The following is a 13,594-nucleotide window of genomic DNA, read 5'->3' on the forward strand; positions in this document are numbered from 1 at the left end:
GGCTATGCGGCTGCAACAGCTTTAGGGCCCTGTTTTGCTGGGCTGGTCTTTACGGGTACGGCCTCGGCCTTTGTTTCGTCGGCACTACAGATTCAGCCCCTCTCCCGCGTGCGGGAGAGGGGCAGGGGTGAGGGCAGCTTTGCTGGGAAAGCTCCTGCCGAGCATGGCTCGGCACTACCCTTTACTCGATGTTCTGGACCTGCTCGCGGATCTGGTCGATCAGCACTTTCAGCTCGACGGCGGCGTTGGAGGTGCGTGCGTCCACCGACTTGGAGCCCAGGGTGTTGGCTTCGCGGTTGAACTCCTGCAGCAGGAAGTCCAGGCGGCGGCCGACCGGCTCGCGCTGGCGCAGCACGCGGCGGATTTCCGCGATATGGCTGTCCAAGCGGTCCAGCTCCTCGTCCACGTCGAGCTTCTGCAGCCACATCACCAGCTCCTGCTCCGCCCGGCCCGGATCAACCGGGTGCGGCAGGTCGGCCAGGCGTGCGGCCAGCTTGACCCGCTGGCCTTCGCGGATGGCCGGGATCAGCTCACGCACTTCGCCGGCAATGCGCTCGACCGAATCGACCCGCTCGCTGATCGCCGTGGCCAGCTTGTCGCCTTCACGCTCGCGCGCCTGCACGAAGCTGGTGACGGTCTCTTCCAGCAAGGCCAGCGCTTCGGCATGCAGGGCGGCACTGTCGGTGGCCTCGGCACGCAACACGCCGGGGTACTGCAGCAGGTCGGTGAAACCCACCTGCATCCCGGGGAAACGCCCCTGCAGGCGCTGCGCCAATTCAGACAGCTGATCCACCAACACTTCGTTGACTGCCAGCGAGGTGGCAGCTTCCGGCGCACGCAGGCGCATCACCAGATCGAGCTTGCCGCGGCTGACCCGGGCGGCAATGCGCTCGCGCAGCTGCGGCTCCAGCGCACGCAGGTCCTCGGGCAGACGCACGCCCACTTCCAGGAACCGGTGGTTCACCGAGCGCAGTTCGCAGCCCAGGGTGCCCCATGCGGTGATGCGTTCGCCGCCGGCATAGGCGGTCATGCTCCGAATCATGTGCTTTCCGATGTGTTTCAAAGGGCGAATGGTACCCTAGCCACCTCTGGACGCTGGTGCATCCACCACCCAGACGCCCGCCAGTTCACCTCGTACTAACCGGATTCCCCATGACCTTTTCCCGTCCCAGCGGCCGCCAGGCCGACCAGATGCGCACCGTCACCATCGAGCGTTCCTTCACCCGCCATGCCGAAGGCTCGGTGCTGGTGAGCTTTGGCGACACCCGCGTACTGTGCACCGCCAGCGTCGAGAACCGGGTCCCCGGCTTCCTGCGTGGCAAGGGCGAAGGCTGGGTCACCGCCGAATACGGCATGCTGCCGCGCTCCACCCATACCCGCTCCGACCGTGAAGCCGCACGCGGCAAGCAGGGCGGTCGCACCCTGGAAATCCAGCGCCTGATCGGCCGCACCCTGCGTGCCTGCATCGACCGCAACGCACTGGGCGAACGCACCATCACCCTGGACTGCGACGTGCTGCAGGCCGACGGAGGTACCCGCACCGCCGCCATCACCGGCGCATACGTTGCCCTGGTGGACGCGGTGAACCTGCTGATGAAGCGCGGCGAGATCAAGCGCAACCCGTTGTTCGGAGCGGTAGCTGCCGTGTCGGTTGGCGTTTACAAGGGCCAGCCGGTGCTGGACCTGGATTACCCGGAAGACAGCGACTGCGATACCGACATGAACATCGTCATGAACGACGGCGGCGGCTTCATCGAGCTGCAGGGCACGGCCGAAGGCCATGCCTTCCGCCGCGATGAACTAGACGCGCTGCTGGTGCTGGCCGAAAAGGGCATCCGCGAGCTGTTCGACGCCCAGCAGGCGGCATTGGCGCAGGCATGAACCGGCGCCTCGCCCTGGTCACCCTCGTCGTCGCCGATTACGACGAAGCCATCGCTTGGTACACCGGCAAGCTCGGCTTCCAGCTGCTGGAGGACCTGGACCAGGGCCGCAAGCGCTGGGTGGTGGTCGGTCCGACCGATGGCAGCGCCGCGGCGCTGCTGTTGGCGCGTGCCAGCGACGAGGAGCAGCGCAGCCGCATCGGCAACCAGACCGGTGGCCGCGTTGGCTTCTTCCTGCACACCGATGACTTCCATCGCGACCACGCGGCCATGCTCGCGCAGGGCGTGGAATTCCTCGAAGCCCCGCGCGATGAACCCTATGCCACGGTCGCGGTGTTCCGCGACCTGTACGGCAACACCTGGGACTTGTTGGAGCCCAAGCAATGAAACTGGTACTGGCCAGCGGCAACGCCGGCAAGCTGAAAGAACTGCAGGCCATGCTGGCCGAGCTGCCACTGCAGATCGTGCCGCAGCGCGAACTGGGCGTGGACGATGTGCCGGAAACCGGCCTGACCTTCGTCGAGAACGCGCTGATCAAGGCTCGCCATGCCTGCACGGTGACCGGCCTGCCGGCACTGGCCGACGACTCCGGCCTGATCGTCGATGCACTGGACGGCGCGCCCGGCCTGTACAGCGCGCGCTACGCCGGCAGCCCGACCGATGATGCCGCCAACAACGCCAAGCTGCTTGATGCGCTGCGCGATGTCCCGGCCGAACGCCGCACGGCGCGCTTCTACGCGGTGATCGTGCTACTGCGCCACGCCAACGACCCGCAGCCGCTGATCTGCGAAGGCAGCTGGGAAGGTCGCATCATCGACGAGCTGCGCGGCAACAATGGCTTCGGCTACAACCCGGTGTTCCTGGATGAAGAGCTGGGCCTGACCGCTGCGCAGATGGAACCTGCACAGAAGAACGGCCGCAGTCATCGCGCCAAGGCTCTGCAGCTGCTGGTCCAGCAGTTGTCGGCACAACTGGCACGCTGAGACACCTCGTTGATGAACACGCACTCCCACTTCCACACCCACGATGACGCCTGCGGCTGCGATGTACCGACAGGCGTGCAGCTGGTACCGCCGCCACTGGCGCTGTATGTGCACCTGCCGTGGTGTGTGCGCAAATGCCCATACTGCGATTTCAACTCGCATGCCGGCAAGGGCGAGTTGCCGTTCGATGCCTATATCGATGCGCTGATCCGCGATCTGGACCAGGACCTGCCGCTGGTCTGGGGGCGCGTGGTCAGCAGCGTGTTCTTTGGCGGAGGCACACCCAGCCTGTTCCCGCCGGAGGCGATCGACCGTTTCCTGCAGGCAGCCAGCGCGCGGCTGCGCTTTGCGCCGAATCTGGAGGTCACCCTGGAGACCAACCCGGGCACCGCAGAACACGGCCGCTTTGATCGCTACCGTGCCGCCGGCGTGAACCGCATCAGCTTCGGCATCCAGACCTTCAACGACGAAGCGCTCAAGCGCCTGGGGCGCATCCACGACAGCAATGAAGCCGAGCGCGCGGTCAAACTGGCGCAGGACGCCGGCTACAAGAACTTCAACATCGACCTGATGTACGCGCTGCCGCAGCAGACGCTGGCCCAGGCCGAATACGACCTCGAGCGTGCCTTCGCCCTCGATCCCACCCATATCTCGCACTACCAGCTGACGCTGGAGCCGAATACGGTGTTCTTCGCCCGGCCGCCGCAAGGCATTCCCGACGAAGACAGCGCCTGGGACATCCAGGAGCACTGCCAGGCCCTGCTTGCCGAACGCGGCTATGGCCAGTACGAGGTCAGCGCCTATGCCCGCGACGGTTGGCAATGCCAGCACAACCTCAACTATTGGCGCTTTGGCGACTACCTGGGCATCGGCGCCGGTGCCCATGGCAAGATCAGCTCCGGCGCCGAGCAGCACGTACTGCGGCGCTGGAAGCACAAGCACCCGCAGACCTTCATGGACACCGCCGGCAGCCTGGCCAGCATCGGCGGCGATGACGTGATCAGCCCCGAGCGGCTGCCGTTCGAGTACATGCTCAATCTGCTGCGCCTGCACGAGGGTTTCAGCCTGCGCGATTTTGAATCGCGTACCGGTTTGGCACGAAGCGTGCCTCTACCCTCCCTGGCAATGGCGGTGGAGCGTGGCTGGCTCACCCATAACGGGGAATACTGGACTCCGACCGAGCTTGGTCGCCGCTTCACCAATGATGTGGTGGAGTTGTTCCTGACGTAAGACCTGCGAAAAGTGGCCGTTGCATCACATAAATGATAGAAAACGCCCATTCAGGGGGAAGGAACACAGGATGCCAGGCACCGCACCACGCTCAGCCAGCCAATCCATGGCAAGGATCGCCACCGCGCCGGTATCTGCCCGCGTACGTCACTTATTGGAAAGCGTCTTTCTCGCTACCGATGAAGTCCTGCGCACGCCGCTGCAGCTGACTGCCATCGAGCTGGAACGCGCCTTGTTCAAACGCGCGGAGATGGCGCACAACAGTCAGGTTCAATCCGACATCTACGCCCAGCTACGGGTGCTGCGCGAACACATGGAACAGCTCCCTGATCTGTTCTTTGATGCACTTGCCACGCAAGTAGCGAACTTCAAGGATCCGCCCAAGCCCGACCTGGAAGCGCACGCAGCTACATTCAAGTCGATGACGCTGGTCGAAGACACCGACATCGATCGCGACATCGTGCTGCACGAAATGGCACGACGCGAAGCATTCCGCGCTCCCAGCCCACTGCTGTTGCTGGGGCAGCGCTTTGCGGTACTGGCCGCACAACCAGCATTTGATCCCGAGCGCCTGCCGGTCGGCCCCTACGCGCAGTGCCGGGCAGTGCGCGATGCCGGCGAGCAGATGCAGCTCAACCTCGATGCCCAGCTGGTGCTGTTCCAGGTATTCGAGCGCATGGTCATGCCGCGCCATGCTGAACTGGTCGATCGACTGAACATCCTGCTGGAGCGCGAAGGCGTGCTTCCAGGGCTGGTTTACCGTCCGCATCTCCCCCGCCCCTCCGCCCCACGTGGCGCGGGCGCCGGGGGCGGTCACGCCGATGCTGGCGGCAGCGGGCCGCGCAATGCCGGCCCAACCCCGCTGACCAGCTGGCAAGGCCAGGCGCCGGCGGCATCGTGGGCCAGTATTTCCAATGAGCTGCTGGGCAGCCCCGCAGGGGCACCAGCCCAGGCCAGCGCCGCACCGATGCAGATGCAGATGCCCGCCAATAGCGGCGCAATGCCGCCCATGGAAAGCCTGCACAGCCTGCTTGATGCCGCCCGCCACGCACTTAAGTTGAGTGCCGGCGCAGGCGGTGGCAATACTGGCGGTGCAGCTGCCGACCGTGCTGTAGGCGCATCGGCGGGTACTGGTGGCATGCCCGACTTTGCCGCCCTGCAGGCACAGGCACAGCACGGCACCACAGGTTCAACAGCAGGTGCCGGTGCAACTGCATTCACTGCCGCCAACGCCAACAGCGCAGGCGTTGCTGCCCAACCCGTCTCCACCCAGACCACGCTGGATGTGCTGGGCAAACTGCAAGCTGCTGCATCGTCCTCCGGCAGCCGCCACAGCATGGCCGACATTCGCAATGCGATGATGGCGCAGGTCAAGGCCGAGCACGGCCCCGCAGCGACGCTGTCGGTGCAGGACGGCGACACCATGGACTTGCTGGGCATGCTCTATACCGAGCTGCAGCGCGAAGTGCGCAGCGAAGGCCCAGCCGCCGATCTGCTGCGACGCCTGCAGGTGCCTTTGGCACGCGCCGCCATCAGCGATCAGGAGTTCTTCCTGCGCGACCAGCACCCGGCACGCGAACTGCTCAATGCAGTTGCCGAATCCGGCGCGGTCTGGCTCAGTGATGAAGACAGCGATCCGGTCCTGTTGCTGAAGCTGAAGGATGCGGTCAACAAGGTCGTCAACGATTACCAGGGCGACGAATCCGTCTTCGTCGAAGCCAACGACATCATCCAGGGCCATCTACGCTCTGCGGCCCGCCGTGCGGAGATGGCCGAGCGCCGCCAGATCGATGCCGCACGCGGCAAGGAACGCCTGGAAGCCGCCAAACAACTGGCCAACAGCACCATCGACGAACTGTGCCAGACCACCGAACCCCCAAAGTTCGTGCAGACCCTGCTGCGCAAGGCCTGGGCCGATGTACTTACCCTCACCTTGCTGCGTCAGGGCGAGGGTTCGGAGGAATGGCAGCAACGCGAGCAGACCACCCGCCGCATCAGCGAGATTACCGGCCTACCACCCGGTGGCCCGGCCGATGTCAGCTTCGGCGAGGAGATCGAACAATCGCTGCTGCAGGTGGGCTACCACCAGGATGAAGCCGCAGCCATCTCACGCCGGCTGTCCACGCCCGGCGGCGAGGATGAGATCACCTCGCGCACCGAGCTGACTGCCAAGCTCAAGGCGCGCAGCCGCCTGGGCGAGGCTGGCGAGCCGGAAGAAGAAGAGCGCCGCAAGAAAGTCGAGCCCGCCCGTACCGAGGAGGAGGAAACGCATTACCGCCAGCTGCGCACCCTGCCGTTTGGCACCTGGTTCGAATTCACCGTCAACCAGCAAGGCGACAACCGCCGCCAGCGCCTGTCCTGGTACAGCCTGATCACCGGCAATGCCTTGTTCGTGAATCAGCGTGGCCAGAAGGTCTCGGAGAATTCACTCGACGCGATGTCGCGGCTGATGGCCAAGGGCCAACTGCGCATCGTCACCGAAGACAAGGGCCGTCTGATCGACCGCGCATGGCAGGCCACCGTGCGCGCCCTGCGCTCGATCGCCGGCCAAGCCTCCAACAGCGGGGAGTCCGCATGATCACCAATACCCGCCGCGCACCGCGCCTGCAGGTACCCGAACTGGTGCAGGTACGCGACCAGATGACCGGCACCCAGATCGGCCGACTCGGCAACGTATCCGAAACCGGCATGCTGTTGATCACCTCCGTGCCAATGCACGAGGACGCGCTGTATCAGTTGCAGTTCCCGATCCCCGATGGCCGTGGCGGCCACCTGCAGATCGACGTTGGCGTACATCTATTGTGGTGCGAGCCCACCCATGCGCCCGAGCAGTCATGGGCAGGGTTCCGCTTCCTGACCCTGGATAAAACCCATCGCGAGCGTCTGGTCCGGTGGATCGAAGGCAGCATCCCCGCAGCCTGAGTGCCGAAAACGGCACAGCAGCTGCCGGCTGATTGCGGCAAAATTGGGGCCTGCATTCCGCATGTCCCAGCGAGCCACCGCGATGAACCAGCAAGATCCAGGCAGCCTGTACGCCCACCACCTTGGGCAGATGATCCGCCGCGCCGACGCGGCGCTGGCGCGCGGTGGTTTCGATCACCTGGTGGTTCCCAGCGGCACCCAGCATTACCAGGTGTTCGACGACCGCGATTACCCATACGCGGTCAATCCTCAGTTCAAGACCTGGCTGCCACTGACCAAGCTGCCGTACAGCTGGCTGATCCACACCCCGGGCAAGCGCCCGACCCTGGTGTTCTACCAGCCCTTCGATTACTGGCACGTGGTCCCGGGTGCGCCGAGCGGCTGGTGGGTGGAGCATTTCGACATCCACATCATCCGCAAGCCGGATGAAGCACTCGCTCTGCTGCCAGCCGACCCGAGCCGCTGCGCCATCCTCGGCGAGGCGCAGAGCGCACTGGGCGGTTTTGCGCCGAACAACCCGGCAGCGGTGATCAATTACCTGGAATGGCACCGCGGCTACAAGACGCCGTACGAAATCGCGCTGATGCGCCAAGCCCAGGTACTGGGCGTACGCGGCCACCGCGCCGCCGAAGCTGCGTTCCGTGCCGGTGCCAGCGAGTTCGAGATCCACATGGCGTACTGCAGCGCCGTCGGCCAGGACGCCAATGAGCTGCCGTACGGCAACATCATCGGCCTCAACGAACACGCTGCCGTGCTGCATTACACCGACCTTGGCAAGCAGGCACCGCAGCCGCTGCGCAGCTTCCTGATCGACGCCGGCGCTTCGGCATATGGTTACGCCAGCGACATCACCCGTACCTATGCAGCGGCCGGTCACGACGAGTTCCAGTCCTTCATTGATGCGGTCGATGCCGCGCAGTTGAAGATGTGCGCGGCAGTACGCCCCGGCTTCGACTACAAGCAGCTGCACATCGATGCACACCTGTCGCTGATGGGCATCCTCAAGGACTTCGGCGTGATCACGGTTTCGCCCGAAGCTGCCTTGGCAACCGGTGTGAGCGCTGCATTCTTCCCGCACGGCATCGGCCATCTGATCGGTGCGCAGGTGCACGATGTGGCCGGCTTTGCGGCCAGCGAAGACGGCGGCCGCGTCGAACGCCCGGCTGGCCATCCGTATCTGCGCATGACCCGCGTACTGGAACCGGGCATGGTGGTGACCATCGAGCCGGGCCTGTACTTCATCGACATGTTGCTGGACGAAGTGAAGAAGGCCGGCAACGCCGCCAGCATCAACTGGGACCGCGTGGACTTCTTCCGTCCTTACGGTGGCGTCCGCATCGAAGACGAGGTGCTGTGCACCGACGGCGAAGCGGACAACCTGACCCGTCCGGAATTTGCTGCGCAGGCGTGATGTACGGGCGACATCAGTCGCCCTGTGATTGAACCCCGGGCGCGCAATGCGCCCGGGATGAGCGATACAGCGGATGCACCAGCATCCGCTTTCGCGAGAACCTTTTCCCCTCAAAAGAGGCACAGCCAATCAAGCTTTGGCTGCTGTTGCTGTTGCTGTTGCTGTTTCCCCTCCCTTACGCGCAGCGTAGGGGAGGGTCAGGGAGGGGTGCCGCTGCTTTGCACTTGCACTTGCACTTGCACTTGCTGTTGCTGTTGCTGTTGCTCTGCGCCTTTGACGTACGGGCCCCTTCCGCAGCGACGGAGCTGGCAGACAAGACCCCGCACGGGGCGACGTGCATGGATGCACGTCGTTTTTCGACGATACATGGATGTATCGTCGAAAAATCCTGCCAGCGGAGTGGACCTGGAGCGCGCAGCGCGGAAGGCGCGTAGGCAGGGTGTGCTTTCTTTTGGTTATCTTTTCTTTGCACAAGCAAAGAAAAGTAACTCGCTCCCCGAAGGGGAGAGAAAGCCCTTGATCTTGATCTTGATCTTGATCTTGATCGTGGCCGTGGCCGTGGCCGTGGCCGTGGCTAAAGCTAAAGAACAAGAGCTAAGGCAAAGGCTTTCGCTCCCCTTCGGGGCGCGAGCGCACCTTTCTTTGCTTGTGCAAAGAAACGTGGCCCAAAGAAAGCACACCCTGCCTCCGCGCCCACGCCGCTGCGCGACGCGGGTCCACTCCGCCGCCGGGATTTTTCGACGATACATCCATGTATCGTCGAAAAACGACGTGCGTCCTGCACGTCGCCCCATTCGGGGTCTTGTCCGTCGGCTGCGTCGCTGCGGAAGGGGCCCGGTAGATCAAGAGCTTTGGAGCAACTGCAACTGCAGAAGCGACAGCAACAGCAACAGCAACTGCCCCCTCCCATACCCTCCCCTACGCTTTGCGTAAGGGAGGGCAACTGCAGAGGCAAATGCAGAAGAAAATCCAACCGCTATAACCGAACGCCGTGCACCTCAGCGCTTGGCCATGAAGGCTTCGATCTCGTCGGCGCTGCGTTCCAGCGCACCGGTCAACACACGGTGACCGTCCTCGGTGATCAACACATCGTCCTCGATGCGGATACCAATGCCGCGCCAACGCGCCTCCACACTGCGATCGTCCGGCGAGATGTACAGCCCCGGCTCGATCGTGAACACCATGCCCGGCTCCAGCAGACGCGACTCGCCGGCTACCCGGTAATCGCCCACATCGTGCACATCCATGCCCAGCCAATGACCGGTCTTGTGTCGGTAGAAACGCTGGTAATGACGCTCGAGAATGTTCTCCTCCAGATCACCCTTCAGCAGACCCAGACGCAACAAGCCCTCGGTCAAAACCTCCACCGCAGCAAGATGCCCTTCCTCGTAGGCAATGCCCGGCTGCGCCTGCTCCAACGCCGCCACCTGCGCCGCCAACACAAGATCATGCAGCGCACGCTGCTCCTCACTGAAACGGCCATTGACCGGGAAGGTCCGGGTGATATCGCTGGCGTAACCGCGATACTCCGCACCCGCATCGATCAACACCAGATCACCATCACGGCTACCGCTGTTGTTGTCGCGGTAATGCAACACGCAGGCATTCGCGCCAGCACCAACAATGCTGTTGTATGCAGAACACGCATCGGCGGCGCGGAACTCACGCTCCAGCTCCGCCTGCAACTCGTACTCATGGATGCCCGCCCGTGCCGCACGCATCGCCGCACGGTGCGCACGCACACTGATATCGGCTGCCGCCTGCATCAAGGCAATCTCATCCGCGCTCTTGTACAGGCGCTGCTCGTGCAACAGGTGGCCAAGCTCAAGGAATTCATGCGGCGGCTGCGCACCATTGCGCACCTGCGAACGCACCCGGTTCACCCAGCCGATCAACTTCAGGTCGAAGTCGGCGTCGCGGCCAAAGTGGTAGTACACCCGCGAACGCCCTTCCAGCAGGCCCGGCAGGATTTCGTCCAGGTCTTCGATCGGATAGGCGTCGTCCATTCCGTAATGCGAGACCGCACCATCCTGGCCTTCGCGCGGGCCGTCCCAGGCTTCACGGTCGGGGTCGCGCTCGCGGCAGAACAGGATCGCCTCACCGTGCTTGCGCCCCGGGATCAGTACCAGCACTGCCTCCGGCTCCTGGAAACCGCTCAGGTACCAGAAGTCCGAATCCTGTCGGTACGGGTAGAACGTATCGTTGCTGCGCACCCGCTCCGGTGCCGCGGGCAGCACCAGAATGGCGTCATCGCCGGCCGCTTCCATCAACTGGCGGCGGCGGCGGACGTACTCGGCTGGGGTGATCCCGGACAGAAGCTTCATCGTTTACCTCAGTTCAGGCTTTGTCGATGACGCGAGCCCATCACGCAGTCGCCGTGCAACAACAAGGCAGCAACACGCACGAACTCTTCGATCTCGGACAGGGCGTCCTCGTCTTCGTCGGCGCTATCGAACTCGTCAATCGAGGCCTGCGCCAGACGCGCCAGATCCTGCAATGCCTCTTCGCCTTCCTCGCTCAACGCCGGTCGCTTGCCCGAAGCCAGGCCGAAGCCACCCAGGAAAGCCCGGCACCACTCAAACAATGCCTCGGTACGCACCTGCAGCGGCTCGGCGGCATCCACCAGCACCAGTTCGAAGGCGAAGTCGCGGTCTTCCAGCTGCGCGACCGTGGCCTGGCGCAGCAGGTCCAGCGCACTGCCGGATTCCGGGGTGGGCAAGCCGTCGTCGGCCAGCACCTTGGCCGGCCACGCAGGCACATCGGCGCCACCGGCGGCCAACCAGCCGCATAGTCCGCCATGCAGTTCGGCCGGGGAAGCAGCCAGGCCCAGCGACTGGCTGGCCTGGAGGATGTCGTTGACGGAGGGAAGGTCGGTCATGTCACTGATCTGTAAAGCGGAGAGGAACGCCGACACCGGCAAGATGACGACGGCCGCACAGTGTACCAATCGCACTGCATACTCCTTCTTGACCGGCCCTCATCGCCATGCCTATCGTTCCATCCATGGACTCCTTCGACCCCGCTGGCCAGCTGCTGGCCCTCGCCTCCCGCCTCGAGCTGCTGCTTGAGCGCAACCAGCGGCTGAGCGATGAAAACCGCAGCCTGCGCCAGCAGCAGGAACAGCTCATCAGCGAGCGCTCGCAGTTGCTGACCAAGAACGAACAGGCCCGCTCCCGGGTGGAAGCCATGATCACCCGCCTCAAGTCGCTGGAGCAGCACACGTGAGCAACAACGAACCGGTCAGCGTCCATATCCTGGACCGCGAGTACACCGTTGGCGTGGAACCCAGCGAGCGCGAAAGCCTCACCGCAGCCGCACGCGTGCTCGACGGCAAGATGCGCGAAATCCGTGGCAGCAACCGCATGGCGGCGGTAGACCGCATCGCGGTGTTGGCTGCGCTCAATCTTGCGCATGAGTTGCAACAGGTGCGCGATGAGCAGTTGGCCCAGCAGCAGCGTTTTCAATCGGCGATGAACGAGTTGAACCGGCGCCTGGACCTGGCCATCGACAACGCGCGTTGATCCAGCTGACCAGCTCAGACAGATGAATCCGCAATTCGTGAAGTACGGCTGCACCTAGCCGCGCAACCTCGTTATACTGGCGACGCGTTCTCTGCTGTGAACGACGGCGTGTGCAAACATTCGCCTTGTCCCTTAATTACGACCACGGGGGCGCGACGGAGCCGGGTGTGCAAGTCCGCCTTGTAGCGGGAAGCCCGATGGCCCCCCAGCGTTCCCACTTGAACCCCGGGTTCAAGGTCGTTTCGCACGCATCGTCACCGCGGAGAATGCAATATTCCAGAACGGCGCCTAACGGCGCCGTTCTTTTTTGTCTTTTTTTCCTTCTCCCTGCGGGAGAAGGTGCCCCGAAGGGGCGGATGAGGGTAAGAGCAAAGCCCCACGAAGCTTGGCTACGCGAGTGCTTCGCCCTTACCCTCACCCCAACCCCTCTCCCAACGGGAGAGGGGCTTCCAGGCCTCAACCTTCGCAGATGACCGATCCCCGCCAACTCCTCCGCCAACAACTGCGCCAGCGCCGCCGCGACATCCCCGCCGCCGAGCGCATCGCTGCTGCCGAAACCCTGGCCACGCACCTACTGTCCCTGCCTTTTGCCGGGATCAGTGGTCATGTCGCCGGTTACTGGGCGATGGATGGCGAGATCGCCCTGCACCGCTGGCAGATGCAGTTGCCGCCACAGCAGACCTATTGCCTGCCGGTACTGCACGGCAAACTGCTGCGCTTCGCCCCTTGGCGGCCCGGGCAGGCGCTGGTCAGCAACCGTTACGGCATTCCTGAACCGGATGTCGACCCCGCGCAGGCGCTGCGGCCAGAAGAAATGGCCTTGGTCGTCGCCCCGCTGGTGGGCTTTGATGACGGTGGTCGGCGGCTGGGCATGGGGGGGGGCTGGTATGATCGCAGCTTCGCATTTCGGCAGCGCCAGGCCGCGCCGCCGTGGCTGGTAGGGGTAGGTTTCTCCGCCCAGCAGGTGCCGTCATTGCCGGTCGAGGACTGGGATGTGGCGGTGGATGCCATCTGTACCGAGCAGGCCACTCTCTACCCGGAACCGTTGAACGCATGACCGCCCGCAAGCGCTACTGGCTGATGAAGTCCGAACCGGACGCCTTTTCCATCGACGACCTGCAGCGCGTAGGCACCGAACCGTGGAACGGCGTGCGCAACTACCAGGCGCGCAATTTCATGCGCGATGGCATGAAGGTCGGCGACGGCATCCTGTTCTACCACTCCAATACCAAGGTGCCGGGCATCGTCGGCATTGCCACGGTGGCCAGCGAGGCCTACCCGGACGACACCCAGTTCGACCCGGAATCCGATTACTACGACCCCAAGAGCACGCGCGAGCAGCCGCGCTGGATGCTGGTGGACGTGGGTTTCGAGCGCAAGCTGGCGCAGGTGATCGCGCTGGACGAGATCAAGCTGCATGCCGAGGAACTGGGCGAAGGTTTCCCGCTGACCGCCAAGGGCAACCGGTTGTCGGTGTTCCCGGTTACGGCCGCACAGTGGAAGCTGCTGCTGTCGCTGGAAAAGAAAGCCAAATAATTCCCTCTTGTGGGAGCGGGGGGAGGGCGCGCGGCCGGAACGGGGGGGCTACCCCCCGGGACGGGGGGGGGGGCGGGGCCCCAACCAACTGTTGGAGCAGCAGGCGGCCCC

Annotated in this window: 14 protein-coding genes and 1 other RNA gene; 12 read left to right on the top strand and 3 right to left on the bottom strand. The window is 64.2% G+C overall.

Annotated elements, in window-relative coordinates; translation table 11 throughout:
- Nucleotides 1–181: 181 nt before the first annotated feature.
- Nucleotides 182–1,042, bottom strand: a complete 861-nt coding sequence (locus tag ACVOLL_RS19840; protein ID WP_481514457.1) for a YicC/YloC family endoribonuclease — start codon at nucleotides 1,040–1,042, stop codon at nucleotides 182–184.
- Nucleotides 1,043–1,152: 110 nt separating this feature from the next.
- On the opposite strand from ACVOLL_RS19840, the gene rph reads away from it, so the two are divergent.
- The 7 genes from rph (at nucleotide 1,153) to pepQ (ending at nucleotide 8,426) form a co-directional block, all read left to right on the top strand.
- Entirely contained in the window at nucleotides 1,153–1,881 is a 729-nt protein-coding gene (gene rph / locus ACVOLL_RS19845; RefSeq protein WP_481514458.1) for a ribonuclease PH, read from the top strand.
- On the top strand, nucleotides 1,878–2,267 hold the full coding sequence (locus ACVOLL_RS19850) for a VOC family protein (RefSeq protein WP_313173487.1): 390 nt from the start codon (nucleotides 1,878–1,880) through the stop codon (nucleotides 2,265–2,267). Before rph ends, ACVOLL_RS19850 begins: the two co-directional genes overlap by 4 nt.
- Nucleotides 2,264–2,863, top strand: a complete 600-nt coding sequence (gene rdgB / locus ACVOLL_RS19855) for an RdgB/HAM1 family non-canonical purine NTP pyrophosphatase (protein WP_481514459.1) — start codon at nucleotides 2,264–2,266, stop codon at nucleotides 2,861–2,863. The genes ACVOLL_RS19850 and rdgB overlap by 4 nt, the downstream gene beginning before the upstream one ends.
- A gap of 12 nt (nucleotides 2,864–2,875) precedes the next feature.
- Nucleotides 2,876–4,093, top strand: coding sequence for a radical SAM family heme chaperone HemW (gene hemW / locus ACVOLL_RS19860; protein ID WP_481514460.1), 1,218 nt, complete (start codon nucleotides 2,876–2,878; stop codon nucleotides 4,091–4,093).
- 106 nt (nucleotides 4,094–4,199) lie between these two features.
- Nucleotides 4,200–6,671 (top strand): DUF1631 domain-containing protein, encoded by a 2,472-nt coding sequence (locus ACVOLL_RS19865; RefSeq protein WP_481514461.1) that lies wholly within the window; start codon nucleotides 4,200–4,202, stop codon nucleotides 6,669–6,671.
- Nucleotides 6,668–7,015, top strand: coding sequence for a PilZ domain-containing protein (locus ACVOLL_RS19870; RefSeq protein ID WP_481510329.1), 348 nt, complete (start codon nucleotides 6,668–6,670; stop codon nucleotides 7,013–7,015). The genes ACVOLL_RS19865 and ACVOLL_RS19870 overlap by 4 nt, the downstream gene beginning before the upstream one ends.
- Nucleotides 7,016–7,097: 82 nt before the next feature.
- Nucleotides 7,098–8,426 (top strand): Xaa-Pro dipeptidase, encoded by a 1,329-nt coding sequence (pepQ, locus tag ACVOLL_RS19875; RefSeq protein ID WP_481514467.1) that lies wholly within the window; start codon nucleotides 7,098–7,100, stop codon nucleotides 8,424–8,426.
- A 998-nt stretch (nucleotides 8,427–9,424) separates the two neighbouring features.
- Here pepQ and pepP read toward each other — a convergent pair.
- Together pepP and ACVOLL_RS19885 are read right to left on the bottom strand one after the other, a co-directional pair.
- The gene (pepP, locus tag ACVOLL_RS19880; protein WP_481514462.1) at nucleotides 9,425–10,750 is read right to left on the bottom strand and encodes a Xaa-Pro aminopeptidase; all 1,326 of its coding nucleotides are present in this window, start codon (nucleotides 10,748–10,750) and stop codon (nucleotides 9,425–9,427) included.
- Nucleotides 10,751–10,758: 8 nt separating this feature from the next.
- Nucleotides 10,759–11,304 (bottom strand): YecA/YgfB family protein, encoded by a 546-nt coding sequence (locus tag ACVOLL_RS19885; RefSeq protein ID WP_481514463.1) that lies wholly within the window; start codon nucleotides 11,302–11,304, stop codon nucleotides 10,759–10,761.
- A 125-nt stretch (nucleotides 11,305–11,429) separates the two neighbouring features.
- On the opposite strand from ACVOLL_RS19885, the gene ACVOLL_RS19890 reads away from it, so the two are divergent.
- From ACVOLL_RS19890 to ACVOLL_RS19910, 5 genes are all read left to right on the top strand, one after another.
- Entirely contained in the window at nucleotides 11,430–11,651 is a 222-nt protein-coding gene (locus tag ACVOLL_RS19890; protein WP_282273125.1) for a TIGR02449 family protein, read from the top strand.
- The gene (locus tag ACVOLL_RS19895) at nucleotides 11,648–11,947 is read left to right on the top strand and encodes a cell division protein ZapA (RefSeq protein WP_481514464.1); all 300 of its coding nucleotides are present in this window, start codon (nucleotides 11,648–11,650) and stop codon (nucleotides 11,945–11,947) included. The genes ACVOLL_RS19890 and ACVOLL_RS19895 overlap by 4 nt, the downstream gene beginning before the upstream one ends.
- 85 nt (nucleotides 11,948–12,032) lie before the next feature.
- A non-coding RNA gene (gene ssrS / locus ACVOLL_RS19900) (6S RNA) lies at nucleotides 12,033–12,217 on the top strand.
- A gap of 199 nt (nucleotides 12,218–12,416) precedes the next feature.
- Complete coding sequence (locus ACVOLL_RS19905; RefSeq protein WP_481514465.1) at nucleotides 12,417–13,004, top strand: 5-formyltetrahydrofolate cyclo-ligase; 588 nt, start codon at nucleotides 12,417–12,419, stop codon at nucleotides 13,002–13,004.
- Entirely contained in the window at nucleotides 13,001–13,483 is a 483-nt protein-coding gene (locus tag ACVOLL_RS19910; protein ID WP_481514466.1) for an EVE domain-containing protein, read from the top strand. The genes ACVOLL_RS19905 and ACVOLL_RS19910 overlap by 4 nt, the downstream gene beginning before the upstream one ends.
- The last annotated feature ends 111 nt before the right edge of the window (nucleotides 13,484–13,594 follow it).

The sequence above is a fragment of the Stenotrophomonas sp. STEN035 genome, from assembly GCF_056759935.1.

What these genes read in the sequence shown, in the direction of transcription:
- hemW (WP_481514460.1), top strand. Translation starts at nt 2,876, where the DNA reads ATGAACACGCACTCCCACTTCCACACCCACGATGACGCCTGCGGCTGC.
- ACVOLL_RS19870 (WP_481510329.1), top strand. Translation starts at nt 6,668, where the DNA reads ATGATCACCAATACCCGCCGCGCACCGCGCCTGCAGGTACCCGAACTG.
- ACVOLL_RS19910 (WP_481514466.1), top strand. Translation starts at nt 13,001, where the DNA reads ATGACCGCCCGCAAGCGCTACTGGCTGATGAAGTCCGAACCGGACGCC.
- pepP (WP_481514462.1), bottom strand. Translation starts at nt 10,750, where the DNA reads ATGAAGCTTCTGTCCGGGATCACCCCAGCCGAGTACGTCCGCCGCCGC.
- ACVOLL_RS19850 (WP_313173487.1), top strand. Translation starts at nt 1,878, where the DNA reads ATGAACCGGCGCCTCGCCCTGGTCACCCTCGTCGTCGCCGATTACGAC.
- ACVOLL_RS19885 (WP_481514463.1), bottom strand. Translation starts at nt 11,304, where the DNA reads ATGACCGACCTTCCCTCCGTCAACGACATCCTCCAGGCCAGCCAGTCG.
- ACVOLL_RS19840 (WP_481514457.1), bottom strand. Translation starts at nt 1,042, where the DNA reads ATGATTCGGAGCATGACCGCCTATGCCGGCGGCGAACGCATCACCGCA.
- ACVOLL_RS19865 (WP_481514461.1), top strand. Translation starts at nt 4,200, where the DNA reads ATGGCAAGGATCGCCACCGCGCCGGTATCTGCCCGCGTACGTCACTTA.
- pepQ (WP_481514467.1), top strand. Translation starts at nt 7,098, where the DNA reads ATGAACCAGCAAGATCCAGGCAGCCTGTACGCCCACCACCTTGGGCAG.
- rph (WP_481514458.1), top strand. Translation starts at nt 1,153, where the DNA reads ATGACCTTTTCCCGTCCCAGCGGCCGCCAGGCCGACCAGATGCGCACC.
- rdgB (WP_481514459.1), top strand. Translation starts at nt 2,264, where the DNA reads ATGAAACTGGTACTGGCCAGCGGCAACGCCGGCAAGCTGAAAGAACTG.
- ACVOLL_RS19890 (WP_282273125.1), top strand. Translation starts at nt 11,430, where the DNA reads ATGGACTCCTTCGACCCCGCTGGCCAGCTGCTGGCCCTCGCCTCCCGC.
- ACVOLL_RS19905 (WP_481514465.1), top strand. Translation starts at nt 12,417, where the DNA reads ATGACCGATCCCCGCCAACTCCTCCGCCAACAACTGCGCCAGCGCCGC.